Consider the following 14,470-nt stretch of genomic DNA (forward strand, 5'->3'; position numbering starts at 1 on the left):
GAGCGGCACTCGCTCATGAAGCGGTCGACGCCGAGGATCAGGGCCATGCCGGCGACGGGGACGCTGGGGACGACCGAGAGGGTTGCGGCCAGGGTGATGAAGCCCGCGCCGGTGACGCCGGCCGCGCCCTTGGACGACAGCATGGCCACGCCCAGCAGGGCCAGCTGGTCGCCCAGCGACAGGTGCACGCCGGTGGCCTGGGCGATGAACAGGGCCGCCAGGGTCATGTAGATGTTSGTSCCGTCGAGATTGAACGAGTAGCCGAGCGGCACGACCAGGCCSACGACMGGCTTGGCGCAGCCGGCCTTCTCCATCTTCTCCATCAGGCTGGGCAGGGCCGATTCCGASGARCTGGTGCCCAGCACCAGCAGGAGTTCGCTCTTGAGGTAGCGCAGCAGCTTGAGGATCGAGAAGCCGTTGAAGCGGGCCACCGCGCCCAGCACCACCAGCACGAAGATCGCTGAGGTGGCGTAGAAGGTGCCCACCAGGGCGGCCAGGTTGATCACCGAGCCGATGCCGTACTTKCCGATGGTGAAGGCGAAGGCCCCGAAGGCGCCGACGGGGGCGGCCTTCATCAGGATGGCCACCAGCTTGAAGAAGGCGTGGGCGGTGGCTTCCAGGAGGTCGATCACCGGCTGGCCGCGGTCGCCGACCAGGGCCAGGGCGATGCCGAAGGTCACCGAGAAGAACAAGACCTGCAGGATCTCGCCCTCGGCGAAGGCCCCGGCCACGGTCGTGGGGATGATGTGCAGCAGGAAGCCGACGATGGTGGTCTCGTGGGCTTTCGCCGCATAGTCGGCGATCTTGTCGCTGTGCAGGCTGGCCGGRTCGACGTTCATGCCCGCGCCCGGCTGGACSACGTTGGCCACGATCAGGCCGACGATCAGGGCCAGGGTCGAGAAGGTCAGGAAGTAGGCGAAGGCCTTCAAGGCCACGCGGCCGAAGCGTCCCAGGTCGCGCATGCCGGCGATGCCGGTGACCACGGTCAGGAAGATCACCGGGGCGATGACCATCTTCACCAGCTTGATGAAGGCGTCGCCCAGCGGCTTCAGGTCGGCCCCGAACTTGGGCCAGAAGGACTCGATTTCGACATCCGACACCAACCCCATGAATGTTCTAGAGAAATCCAAATTTACGCCTCGCCACGGCAGAACCTCCGTGCCATATTCCACCCAGACAGAACCGCACTTGTGTGGAATATGGCACAAATCGTTTCACCCGAAACCGACGCCCCTCCCGCGCCGACCCGCTCGATCTCGCGCCGTGGGCTGGCCGTGTTCGCGATCATCGCCACGCTGATCGGCGCGGCCCTGGTGATGGCGGTGGGCGCCCTGGCTCACGACCGCGCCATGACCGGCCTGCGCGGGCGGGCCGGCGCCTCGGCCGCCCTCCACGCGGCCGTGCTGCGCAGCGAACTCGACAAGCAGCGCGCCCTGCCCCTGGTGCTGGCCGACGACGCCGACCTCGAGACCGCCCTAGCCACCCGCGATCCGCGCCGGCTGGAAGCCCTGTCGCGCAAGCTGGAGGTGCTGGGCGCCCAGACGCGCGCGGCGGTGATCTACGTGGTCGCCGCCGACGGCTTCACCGCCGCGGCCAGCAACTGGCGCCAGCCCACCAGCTTCCTCGGCTCGAACTACGGCTTTCGCCCCTACTTCGCGCAGGCCCTGCGCAGCGGCTATGCCGAACAGTTCGCCCTGGGCACGGTCAGTCACAAGCCCGGCCTCTATCTGGCCCGCCGCGTCGACGGACCCAAGGGCGTGCTGGGCGTCGTCGTGGTCAAGCTGGAGTTCGACGCCGTCGAGACCGCCTGGCGGGCGATCGGCGAGCCGGCCTTCGTCGTCGATCGCCAGGGGCTGGTGCTGATCACCAGCGAGCCGCAATGGCGCTTCCTGGCGCGCACGCCCCTGTCGCCGGCCGCCCGCGAGGCCTTGCGCGCCCAGGGCCAGTACGGCGCGGCCACCTTCGCGCCGATGCCGCTGAGGACGCGGCATGGCGACGGTGTGGCCCGCACCGACCACGCCCAGCCCGATCGCCTGATCGAGACCCGCCTGGCCGAGGTGGCGCCGGGCTGGACCCTGCACCTGCTGAGCCCCGCCGCCCCCGCCGACCAGACCGCCGACGCCGCGCGCTGGATCACCGCCCTGGTCTGGATGCTGCTCAGCGCCGCCCTGCTGTGGCTGTGGGTCCGCCGGCGGCGCATCCAGATCGCCGCCCAGCGCGACCGCGAGGCCCGGGCCGAGCTGGAACGCCGCGTCGAGGTCCGCACCGAAGAGCTGACGGTCGCCAACCGCGCCCTCTCGCACGAGGTCGACGAGCGCCAGCGCACCGAGACCCGCCTGCGCTCGCTGCAGGCCGACCTGGTGCAGGCCAACAAGCTGGCGTCGCTGGGCCAGATCGCCGCCGGCGTGGCCCACGAGATCAACCAGCCCGTCGCCGCCATCCGCGCCAACGCCGACAACGGCCTTCTGCTGATCGCGCGCGGCCGTCCCGAGGCGGCGGGCGAGAACCTGACCGCCATCGCCGCCATGACCGAGCGCATCGGCCGCATCACCGATGAGCTTCGCGCCTTCTCGCGCAAGGCCGACGGCCGGGTCGAGCCGACCCTGGTCAGCGAGGTGATCGACGGCTCGGTGCTGCTGACCGCCAGCCGCTCGCGCCGGCAGCAGGCCCGGCTGGTGCGCAAGGGCGAGACCCCTGGCCTGGCCGTGCTGGGCGAGCGGGTGCGGCTCGAGCAGGTGCTGGTCAACCTGCTGCAGAACGCCTTCGAGGCGGTGGAGGAGCGTGCCGACGGCGCCGTCACCCTGACCGTCCGCGAGACCGACGACGCCGTGCTGATCGCCGTCGCCGACAATGGGCCGGGGCTCGCGCCCGAGGTCGAGCGCGCCCTCTTCACGCCGTTCCTGACCACCAAGCCGCGCGGCCTGGGTCTTGGCCTGGTGATCGCCCACGACATCGCCACAGGCTTCGGCGGCGAGCTGTCGGCCGCCTCGACGCCGGGCGCCGGCGCGACCTTCACCCTGACCCTGCGCAAGGCCGTCCCATGAGCGCCCCCGTCGGCAAGATCCTGCTCGTCGACGACGACGACGCCCTGCGCGGCGCGGTGGCCCAGGGCCTGGAACTGCGCGGCTTCGAGGTCGCCGCCTTCGACAACGCCCCCTCGGCGCTGAAGGCGCTGTCGCGAGAGTTCGACGGGGCCGTGGTCAGCGACGTGCGCATGCCGGGCATGGACGGCCTGGCGCTTTTCGAGCGCGTGCGGGCGATCGATCCGGACATTCCGGTGCTGCTGATCACCGGCCACGGCGACGTGGCCATGGCGGTGGCGGCGCTGCAGGACGGCGCCTACGACTTCGTCTCCAAGCCCTTCCCGATGGAGCGCCTGACCGCCGCCCTGGCGCGGGCGCTGGAGAAGCGCGGCCTGGTGCTGGACAACCGCCGGCTGGAGGCCGCCGCCCAGGCCAGCGGCGGCTCGCCGCTGCTGGGCGACACGCCGGTGATGCAGCGGCTGCGGGCCACCATCGCCCAACTGGCCGAGGCCGAGGTCGACGTGCTGATCCAGGGCGAGACCGGCGCCGGCAAGGGCCTTGTGGCCCACGCCCTGCATCGCGGCGGGGCGCGGCGAAGCCGGCCGATGGTCACGGTCAATTGCGCGGCCCTGCCCGAGGCGGTGTTCGAGACCGAACTGTTCGGCTCCGCCGCCGGCTCGGCGGGCGGCGCGGCTCGCCCCAGCACCGGCCGCATCGAGCGGGCCGACCGCGGCGTGCTGTTTCTCGACGAGATCGAGGGCCTGTCGCCGACCTTGCAGGCCAAGCTTCTGCGGGTGGTCGAGGAGCGCGAGATCTGGCCCGTCGGCGCGGCCGAGCCCCGTCACCTGGACCTGCGGATCATCGCCGCCAGCAAGGTCGACCTGGCCGAAGCCGTGCGCGAAGGCGCCTTCCGCGCCGACCTCTACTACCGCCTGAACGTGGTCACCCTGGTGGTGCCGCCCCTGCGCGAGCGGCGCGAGGACGTGCCGACGCTGTTCGGTCACTTCCTGGCCGAGGCCGCCGCGCGGCTGCGCCGACCGCCGCCGCGCCTGACGGCGACGATCCGCGACCATCTGCTGGGCCACGAGTGGCCGGGCAACGTGCGGGAGCTGGCGCACTACGCCGAACGCGTGGCCCTGGGACTGCCCTCGGCGCTGGTCGCCGAGGACGGCGCGACGCCGGCCGCGACGGAAAGCCTGGCCGATCGCACCGGCCGCTACGAGGCGATGGTCATCCGCGAGACCCTGGCGGCCTGCGGCGGCGACGCCCGCACGGCCATGACCCTGCTGCAGACCCCGCGCAAGACCTTCTACGACAAGCTGCGCCGCCACGGCATCGAGATCGACCGCTACAGGCCGGGCAAGGTCTAGGGCGGATCGACATCAAGCCAACCTGGCCAATTCTACCGAGCTCCCCCGCGAAGGCGGGGGCCCAAGCCGCCTTTCGGGGTCTGGCGGGGCCGCGGGCGCCCCGCAGGCGCCGCTTGGATCCCCGCCTTCGCGGGGAAGAACGGACTCTTTCAGGAGGCCTATCGGACCGATCCGACCTAGGGTCTGGACTCAATTGGCGTGCAAAGAAACGCGCCTTCCCGGCCGGAGGAGCGCGTCAGCGATCCGTAGAGCCGGGATCTCCCACGTCGGCAGGTTCGAAAACTGTGGGAGATCCCGGCGCTCCGCTGCGCTACGGCCGGGATGACAATTTCTATAAGCTGTTGAAACAAATAACCAATTACCCATCGACCAACTGAGGCCGCCCCTAGACCGCCAGGAACGCCACGATCGCCTCTGCGAAGGCCGGCGCGGCCACGGCCGAGCGATGGTCGCCGCTCACCAACTGCGAGCGCGCGCCGGGGATCGCGGCGGCCAGACGCTCGGGATGCACCGCCAGAGGATCGTCGTCGCCGGCGATCACCAGGGTCGGGGCGGTGATGCGGTCGAGCGCTATGGGCGTGGCGTGGACGACGCTGGCCTGGGCGGCCAGAGCCTTGCGATCGGCCCCGACGGCGTCGGCGAACAGCCGGAACGGCGCGGCGGCCGGGTGCTCGATCGCCGAGACGTCCTCGACCAGCAGCGCCTGGACGATCGCGTCGCTGGGCACGTGGCGGGTGTCGACCCCGCCGGTGGCGACGACGCCCTCGCCCACCCCGCCGACGACCAGGCGGCGCACGCGCGGCTCGCGGCTGGCGCAGATCAGGCCGACGATCGCGCCCATGGAGTAGCCGACGAGGTCGATGGCCGGAGCGCCGAGGTGGTCGATCAGTTCGGAGACGTCGCGCGCCATTCGCGCCTCGCCGTAGAAGGCCGGATCGTGCGGCTTGTCCGACGCGCCGTGGCCCCGGGCGTCTATCGCGATCACCCGCCGTCCCGCGGCCGTCAGGACGTCGACGATCCCGGGCGCCTTCCAGTTGATCGGACCGCTGGCCGAAAAGCCGTGGTGCAGCACGACCGGCGGCGAGGCGTCATCCCCTCCCCACTCATGGCAGGCGATCGAAAGACCGTCGGAGGTCGTGAAGCGGAACATGGCGGCCCATCGATTCAAACGAACGTTTCAATCGATATCAAAGCCCGCCGAAGCCCGCAACGGCGACGGGAGCCGGGACCGCCAGGCCCCGGCTCCGCCGACATCAGAACGCCAGGCGCAGACCCATGTTGGCCCGCACGCTGTAGGCGTCGCCGAGACCGTTCAGCCCGCTGGCGGCCGAGGCCTCGCCGAACACGCTGAGGCCCTGGCGCCAGCGATAGCTGCCGCCGAAGGCCAGCTCGCCCCACAGCCGGTCGTCGCGACGCGCCAGCTGCGCGCCCGACACCATGACGCTGGGACCGCCCGTCCACTCGTAGGCCAGGCCCATCTGGCCGTAGAGGCGGCCGGCGCCGGCCTCGCCCTCGATCTCGCGCGCCAGGGCCGCGGCGATGCGCGAGCGCAGGCTCTCGCCGCGATCGCCCCAGACCTGGGCGCCCGCCTCGTCCCCGAAGGAGTCGAAGCGGACCTTCGAGTAGACGGTCTGGAACTGCGGCGTCAGCTGCAGCCCGCCGCCGAGCGCCGTGGTCCTGCCGACCTCGACGCCGACCGACTCGCCAGAACCGTCCAGGCCCCGGGCCAGGTCGCCGAGCAGGTTCGAGCGCAGGTCGCTGTCGTACCAGCTGGCCTGGGCCTGCAGGTCGACATAGGCGCCGCCCTGCCCGTACCAGGTGGCCGTCGCGCCGAAGCCGTAGCCGTTGGTCTCGATCGCCCCGTCGCCATGGACCGAGCGGACCTTGGTGTCGGCCTCGCCGTAGCGCCAGCTGGCGCCCAGCACGAGGGTCCCGCCCCAGGTCTGATCGGGCAGCGCGCGGTCATAGCCCATCTGCACCGCCCAGCGGTCGGTCTTCAGGTCGGCGCCGGTGCTGGAACGCGGCGCGTTCTCCGAGCGGCTCTGCTCGCCCTCGATCCGCCCCCAGGCGCCGCCGAGCGCGGTTGCGCCCTGGCCCCAGACGCGATCGCCGGTCCGCTGGCGCAGCGCGCCCACGCCGTTCTGGCTCAGCAGGCTGGCGCCGTAGGCCTCGTAGACCGGCGCGCCGGGCTGGTAGAGCGGGCCTTCCGGCGCCTCAGGCTGGGTCGGGGTCTCGGGCTCGCCCGGATCGACCAGCGACGAGCGCAGGTACCAGTCGCCGTCGGCCGGAGCAGCCACGCCGTTCTTGTACAGGCGATAGGCGTAGGCCCCGGCGATGATCGCCTGGTCGCCCTGGAAGACGTAGTCGCCGCGCAGCGTGAACTGGGCGTTCGAGGCGCCCGCCACGTCGACGATCTTGATCCCCTCCTGCGTCTGGGCGCCCAGGCCGCCGCGATTGGCGACGCTGATCTGCGCCGCGCCCGAGGTCGCGCCGCCCACGACCAGCCGATCGGCCTGCGAGCCGTCGCCACCGAGCACGGCGTCGATCTCGATCAGGCCGCCGTCGGCCGCGAAGTCGCCGGCCGTCGTCAGGACGCCGAAGCCCTCGCCGCCCGGCGCGATGACGCCGCCCAAGCGCAGGACGAGCCCGCCCAGCCGGCCCACGCCCTCCAGGCGACCGCCGCTCATCACGTCGGTCACCCCGCCCAGCACGCCGTCGACGCGCAGCACGCCGGCGGTGACCGAGGCGCGGCCGACATAGGCTGAACCGTCGCCGAACAGGACCAGGGTTCCCGCGCCGCTCTTGACCAGGCCGCCCGCGCCGAAGACCGCGCCCTTCAGGGAAAGCGTCGTGCGCTCGGCCACGTCCAGGCGGCCGGCGCCGGCGAAGGTGGTCGCCCGGGCCGTCTCCATCGTCGCCGTGGTCCGCAGGGCGCCGCCGTCGAACGACAGGCCGCCGCTCGCCGCGCCGAGATTGGCGTCGGACGACGCCTGCAGCACGCCGCCGTTGATCGCCGTCCCGCCCTCGTAGGTGTTGGTTCCGGAGAGGACCAGCACGCCCAGGTCGGTCTTGGCCAGGCCCGCCGCGCCGACGATGTCGGCCGCGATGGTTGCGGTCATGCCGGCCCCGGCGGCCGTGCCGTCGCCGACGCGGACAGCCGCCTGCGAGCCGGCCAGGGTCAGGTCGCCGCCTTCGAGGCGATAGCCGTCGGTCGCGAACTGCAGGCCCATGGCCGAGACCGGCCCCGCCGCCTCATCAATGCGCACGGTTCCGGCCGTCCCGGCGAAGATCGCCAGCGCGCCGTCGGCATAGGTCGCGTTGATCGCGCCGCCGGCGTCGGTCCAGGCTTCCGCCCCGCCGGCCCGCCAGACGCCCGCGCCGCCGGCGATGGCGCCATCGAAGCCCGCGCCCGCGCCGTCCCAGTAGTTCAGGACCAGGCCGCCGGTGTTGACCAGGTTCACCTGGCCCGCGACCGAGGTCTGGACGTAGCTCGGATCGCTGGCCGGCGTCGCGCCGATCCGCAGGCCGTTGTCGGTCAGGGCGCCGTCATAGCTGACCAGGCGATAGACGCCGGCCCCGAAGGTTCCGCCGGCGCTCTGCGAGACGTTCAGCACGCCGTCCAGGGTCAGGTCGCCCTTGACCACCAGCAGGTCGTTGAGCCCGCCGCCCGCGACGCCGGCCTGGCCCAGCTGGAAGTCCAGGATCGAGCCGTTCGACAGCGTCAGGCCGCCGTTGATCGTCAGAGTTCCGGCCGCGCCGGTCGAGCCGCCGGGCGCCAAGGTCGCGCCGTCGGCCACGCTGACCGAACCGCCGATCACGCCCGCGCCGCCCAGCAGGCCGGCGTTGACGCGCGTTGCGCCGCTCGCCGCGGTCTGGTCGCCGTTGATGTAGAGGCCGCCGGCGTTGAGCGTGGTTCCGCCCGCATAGGTGTCGGCCCCGGTCAGGACCAGGGTTCCCAGGTCGGTCTTGACCAGCTCGCCGGCCCCGCCGATCGCCGAGGCGATGGTGGCGGTCATGCCCGCGCCCGCCGCCGTGCCGTCGCCGACGCGAATGCTCGCCTGGGCCCCGGTCAGGGTCAGGGCGTCGCCCTCGATGCGATAGCCGTCGGTCATGAACTGCAGGCCCGAGGCGGTCACCGCTCCCTGCCCGCCGTCGATGGTCACCACGCCCGCCGCGCCGGCGAACACCGCGAAGGCGCCGTTCGCATAGCCGGCGTTGATCGCGCCCGCATCGCCGGTCCAGCTCAGGCCGCCGGCCGCCCGCCAGGTTCCGTCGCCGCCGTCGACCAGGCCGTCGAAGCCCGGACTGGCCGCGCCGTCCCAGTAGTTCAGGGTCAGGCCGGCGGTGTTCACGAGGTTCACCTGGCCCGCGAAGCCGATGTGCACATAGGCGTTCGCGCCGCTCGGCAGGACGCCCAGGTCCAGGCCGTTGTCGCTCAGGGCGCCGCCATAACTGATCAGGCGATAGACGCCCGCGTCGAACGCCCCGCCGGTCGGGACCGAGACGTTCAGCGTCCCGTCCAGGGCGAGGTCGCCGCCGACCATGATCAGGTCGTTCAGCGGACCGCCCGCGACATTGGCCGCGCCGAGTTCGAAGTTCAGGGCCGAGCCCTGCGCCAGGGTCAGATCGCCGTTGATGGTCAGCGTGCCGGGGCTGTTGCCCGGGCCGATCGCGCCGCCCGCGGCCACCGCCACATCGCCACCGATCACGCCCGAGCCGCCCAGGGCCGCGCCGCTCGCCACCGAGGTCAGGCCGGTGGCGGCCGACTGGTCGCCGTTGATCACCAGCAGGCCCGCGTTCACCCGCGTCTCGCCCAGATAGCTGTTGGCTGCGGTCAGGACCGTGACGCCCGAGCCGTCCTGCGCGAAGGCGCCCGCGCCCGAGATCAAGCCGGCCATGGCCAGTCGGTCCGACCGATCGATCGCCAGCACGCCGTCGTTGGCGATCGCGCCGGCCACCGAGCCCGACGTCCCGCCGTTCCCCAGTTGCAGCGTGCCCGAACGGATCACCGTGCCGCCGCCATGGGTGTTGGCCGCCGTCAGGATCGTCGTTCCCGAGCCGATGATCTCGACCGCGCCCGAGCCCGAGATCGGGCCCGCGAAGGTCGAGGCGTCGGATCGGTCGAAGGCCAGCAGGCCATTGTTGACCACCGCGCCGAGGATCGCGCCCGTCGTCCCGCCGTCGCCGAGCTGCAGGGCGCCGCCGGAGATGGTCGTGCCGCCGGCATAGGTTCCCTCGCCGGCGATGATCAGCCGGCCCGCGCCGTCCTTGGTCAGGGCGCCGACGCCGTCGACGCCGCCGTTGAGCGTCAGGGTCGCGCCCGAGACCGTCTCGATGCGCCCGTCGGCGTCCAGCGTGACTGTGCGTCCGCTGGCGAAGCTGGCGGTCGTGCGCAGCGCCCCGCCGTCCAGCCACAGGCCGCCGCTCGCCGCGCCGAGGTTGGCGTCGGCGCTGACCTGCAGCTCCCCGCCCGCGATCGTCGTGCCGCCGGCATAGCTGTTGGCGCCGTCGAGGATCAGCGCGCCCAGATCGGCCTTCACCAGCCGGCCGGAGCCGGTCAGCGCCGAGGCGATGGTCGCGGTCATGCCCGCGCTCGCCGCCGTGCCGTCGCCGACGCGGATTTCGGTGGTCGATCCGGTCAGGCCCAGGGCGTCGCCCTCAAGGCGATAGCCGCTGGTCAGGAACTGCAGGCCCGCGGCCGTGATCGCGCCCTGGGCGTCGTCGATGCTGACCACGCCCGAGGTTCCGCCGAACACCGCATAGGCGGCCTGGTCGTAGAAGGCGTTGAGGTCGCCCGACGCCTCGGTCCAGCTGTTGGCGCCGGCGTTGAAGCGCCAGACCCCGTCGCCGCCGCTGATGGCGCCGTCGAAGGCCGTACCCGTATCACCGTCCCAGAAGTTCAGAATCAGGCCGCCGGTGTTGATCAGGTTCACCTGGCCGGCGAAGCCCGTCTGGACGTAGGCCTTCGAACCGGCGGGCGTCACGCCCACCGTCAGGCCGTCGTCGGTCAGGGTTCCGCCATAGGTGAACAGGCGATAGACGCCCGTGCCGAAGCTGCCGCCGCCGGCCGTCGAGACGTTCAGCACGCCGTCCAGCTTCAGGTCGCCGCCCACGGCCACCAGGTCGTTCAGCGCGCCGCCGACAATACCGGCCTGGCCCAGCTGGAAGTCAAGGATCGAGCCGCCGGCCAGCGAAAGCCCGCCGTTGATCGTCAGGGTCCCCGCCGCGCCGGACGCACCGCCCGCCGCCAGGGTCGCGCCGTCGGCCAGGCTGACCAAGCCGCCGATCAAGCCCGCGCCGCCCAGGGTCGCGCCGCTCGCCACCGAGGTCGCTCCGGTCGCGCCGGCTTGATCCCCGTTGACCAGCAGGGTCCCGGCCGTCACGTCGGTGGCGCCGGCATAGGTGTTGGTTCCGGCCAGCACGGTGACGGCCTGCCCCGTCTGGACAAAGCCGCCCGAGCCGGAGATCGCGCCCGCCAGGGTCAGCTGGCCCGAGCGGTCGGCGACCAGCTGGCCGTCGTTGACGATGTCGCCCGAAAGGCCGCCCGTCAGGCCGCCGGCGCCGATCCGCAGGCTCCCGGCCTGGATCCGCGTGCCGCCCGTGTGGCCGGCGTCGCCGGCCAGCACCAGGGTCCCCGCGCCGTCCTTGACCAGCGCGCCCGCGCCGCCGATCGCACCGTCCAGCGTCGCGGTCACGCCAGAGCCGGTGGAGATCAGGCCGTCCTTCAGCAGCGAGAGGTCATGGCCCAGCGACAGGTCGGCGGTCGCCGTCAGACGGCCGCCGTCGAAGACCAGCCCGCCCGAGGCCGCGCCCAGGGCCGCGCTCGAACCGATCCGCACCTCGCCGCCGCGCAGCGTCGTGCCGCCCGTGTAGCTGCTCGCCCCCGACAGGACGAGCACGCCCAGGTCGCTCTTGACCAGCCGCGCCGAGCCGGCGAGCCCGGCCTCGATCGTCGCGGTCAGTCCCGCCCCGGCCGCCGTGCCGTCGCCGACCCTGATGAAGGCCTCGGGGCCGGTCAGGGTCAGCGCGTCGCCGCCGATGACGTAGCCGTCGCTGACGAACTGCATCCCGGCGGTCTCGACCGCGCCCAGGCTGGCGTCCACGCTCACGCGGCCCGCGGTCGCGCCGAACACCGCGAAGGCGCCGTCCTCATAGGTCCCGTTGGGCACGTTGCCCTCGTCGACCCAGTTGTCGTTGCCGCTCGAGCGCTGCCAGAGGCCTACGCCCCCGTCGACCCAGCCGTTGTTGCGCACGCCGCTCGCGCCGTCCCAGAAACGGAAGGACAGGCCGGCGCTGTTGACCAGGTTCACCTGCCCGGCCAGCGAGGCCTGGACGAAGAACTCCGGCGTCGGGATGGTCCCGATGTCGAGGCCGTTGTTGGTCAGGGCGCCGGTGTAGCTGATGATCCGGTAGAGGCCCGGATCGAAGCCGCCGCCCGGCGCGACGGCGACGTTCAGCGTGCCGTCGAGCGTGAGATTGCCGTTGACCACCACGAGGTCGTTGAAGGCTCCGCCCGGCAGGTTGGCCTGGCCCAGCTCGTAGCTCAGGAACGAGCCGTTCTGCAGCAGCAGGCCGGCGTTGATGGTCAGCGTGCCCGCGCCGTCGCCCGGCGCCAGCGTGCCGCCGGCCTGCACGATCACCTGGCCGCCGACCACGCCGTCGCCAGCCAGGGTCGCGCCCGAACGGACGGCGGTCAGCGCCGCGCCCAGCCCGGTGCGCCCGGCGTTCACCACCAGCGTGCCGGCCTCGACGAAGGTGGAGCCGCGATAGCTGTTGGTCCCGGTCAGCACCGTACGGCCCGAGCCGTACTTGTAGAACGCGCCCATGCCCGAGATGTCGCCCGACAGCACCTGCACCCCGTCATGCGACGACCACAGGGCCCCGCTGTTGACGATGTCGCCGTCGAAGTCGCTGACCAGCGCGCCGGCGCCCAGTTGCAGGACGCCGGCGCTGATCGTCGTCAGGCCGGTATAGCCAAGGTCGCCGGTCAGGATCGTACGGCCCGCGCCCTGCTTGAGGAACGCGCCCGTCCCCGAGATGTCGCCGGCCAGGGTCAGGTCGCCGGTGTGGTTGGTCGCCAGCACACCGTCGTTGACGATCGCGCCCGAAAGGCCGCCCACGGCGCCGCCGGCGCCCAGCTGCAGCGTGCCTGCATCGACCCGGATCGCGCCCGAGAAGGTGTTGACGCCCGTCAGGATCGTCCGGCCCGAACCCAGCTTCTGGAAGCCGCCGGCGCCCGAGATGACCCCGGCCAGGGTCAGGTCGCCGGCGTGGTTGGTGGCCAGCACGCCGTTGTTGGCCACGTCGCCCACCAGGCCGACGGCCGCGCCGCCGTCGCCCAGTTGCAGGGTCCCCGCGTCGATCGTCGTGCCGCCGGCATAGGTCAGCGCGCCCGTCAGGATCGAGCGGCCCGCGCCGAACTTGCCGAACGCGCCGACGCCCGAGATGTCGCCGCTCAGCAGCAGGTCGCCGGTGTGGTCGGTGGCCAGGGTCGCGTTGTTGACGATGTCGCCGGAGAAACCGCCCGCAGCGCCGCCGGCGCCGATCTGCAGAACGCCGTCGCTGACCGTGGTCAGGCCGGCATGGGTGCTGGTCCCGGTCAGGATCGTCCGGCCCGAGCCGTCCTTCACCAGGTCGCCGGTCCCGGAGATGTCGCCCGACAGGGTGATGTCGCCGGCGTTCGAGATCCGCAGCAGGCCGTCGTTGACGACGTCGGCGCCCAGGTCGCCCGCCGTCGCGCCGCCGATCCGCAGCACGCCCGTCTGGTTGGTGATGAGGCCGGTGAAGGCGCCGTTGTCGCCGGTCAGGACCAGCGTGCCCAGGCCCTCCTTGGTCAGGCTTCCGGTCCCGGTGATGTCGCCGTCCAGGGTGATGGTGTCGGTGGCCGTGGCGATGATCAGCCGGCCCAAGCCGGCGGCGACGATGTCGCGGGCGATGGCGAACGAGCCGGTGGTGTCGAGCCCGCCGCCGGCGAAGGTCAAGGCGCCGGCCGTATCGCCCAGGGCCGCGTCGGCGGCGATGCGCAGCAGGCCCTCGCGCAGGGTCCAGGGCGTGACCCCGGTGTTGGTCCCGGTCAGCGTCCAGGTCGCGGCGCCGGCCTTCTCGAAGCCGCCGAAGCCGCGGTACTTGGCCGCCGCGCCGATCTGCGACACGTCGAACGACGCATCCGTCGCCCCGCCCAGGATCAGGCGGTCGGCGGCGCTATAGGCCTGGACGTTGCCGGTGATCACCGAGCTCGACCAGATCTCCAGCGAGTTCACGCCGCCGGTGAAGGTGACCGCGTTGGCGCGGAAGCCGCCCGTCCGCGTGCCGCCGACCAGCGTGCCGGCGTTGACCAGGGTGACGTTCGCCCCCTCGACCGCCGAACCGGGCGCGCCCAGGAAGCTCGGCCAGCCCGTGCCGGCGTTGCCGCCGGTCAGCGTGCCGCCGGCCAGGTTGGTGACCGCGCCGCCGTTCAGCACCAGCACGCCCGCGCCGCCGTCGCCGCTGAAGTTGCCCGTGCTGCCTGGGCCGCCAGCGCCGCCCCGCACCACGCCGCCGTTGACGACTTCGCCGGGCGCGGTCAGCACGATGGCCGCCGCCCCTCCGCCGCCGCCGCCCGCGTTGCTGGCGCCGCCGGCGCCGCCGATAACCGAGCCGCCGGTCAGGATGGTCACATCGCTGTTGCTGAACAGGCCCACGCCGCCGCCGCCGCCGCCGCGACCGGTGACGAGGCCCAGCGTAGCGCCGCCGCCGGCGCCGCCCTGGATCAGGCCGCCCGCCCCGACGGTCACGTCAGCCGTCGCGCTGACGCCGACGCCGCCGCCGCCGTGCCCGGACCCCGAGACGTGGCCGGCCAGGCCCACCGTGCCGACGGGGTCGGCGCCCAGCCCGCCGGTTCCGCCGGTGATGGTGGTCGTGATCGTCTGGGCCGTGTCGATGGCCGCGCCCATGGTCCCGGTCGCGCCATAGGCCGCGCCCATGGTCCCGTTCACCGAAGCGCCCTCTGAACCGCCGTGGGCGCCGAAGCCGGTCTGCAGGTTCACGCCGCCGCCGCCGCCGCCGGAGCCCGCGCCGGTCGTCCCGGCCGAGCCGTCC

5 protein-coding genes are annotated in these 14,470 nt (G+C 72.8%); 2 read left to right on the plus strand and 3 right to left on the minus strand.

The genetic code is table 11. The features are described from left to right. On the minus strand, positions 1–1,109 hold a 1,109-nt coding region (dctA, locus tag AC1DCG_RS23830), incomplete at its 3' end, for a C4-dicarboxylate transporter DctA (RefSeq protein ID WP_477041712.1). Positions 1,110–1,274: 165 nt separating this feature from the next. Here dctA and AC1DCG_RS23835 point away from each other — a divergent pair. Beyond that, entirely contained in the window at positions 1,275–3,044 is a 1,770-nt protein-coding gene (locus AC1DCG_RS23835; protein ID WP_477036527.1) for a sensor histidine kinase, read from the plus strand. Continuing rightward, the gene (locus tag AC1DCG_RS23840) at positions 3,041–4,393 is read left to right on the plus strand and encodes a sigma-54-dependent transcriptional regulator (RefSeq protein WP_477030048.1); all 1,353 of its coding nucleotides are present in this window, start codon (positions 3,041–3,043) and stop codon (positions 4,391–4,393) included. Before AC1DCG_RS23835 ends, AC1DCG_RS23840 begins: the two co-directional genes overlap by 4 nt. A 385-nt stretch (positions 4,394–4,778) precedes the next feature. Here the strand turns inward: AC1DCG_RS23840 and AC1DCG_RS23845 are convergent, their stop codons facing one another. Both AC1DCG_RS23845 and AC1DCG_RS23850 read right to left on the minus strand, forming a co-directional pair. Further along, positions 4,779–5,543, minus strand: a complete 765-nt coding sequence (locus tag AC1DCG_RS23845) for an alpha/beta fold hydrolase (protein WP_477030047.1) — start codon at positions 5,541–5,543, stop codon at positions 4,779–4,781. A gap of 103 nt (positions 5,544–5,646) precedes the next feature. Beyond that, on the minus strand, positions 5,647–14,418 hold the full coding sequence (locus tag AC1DCG_RS23850) for an autotransporter-associated beta strand repeat-containing protein (RefSeq protein ID WP_477041713.1): 8,772 nt from the start codon (positions 14,416–14,418) through the stop codon (positions 5,647–5,649). Positions 14,419–14,470: the final 52 nt, after the last annotated feature.

Source organism: Caulobacter sp. 10L414, assembly GCF_056395525.1.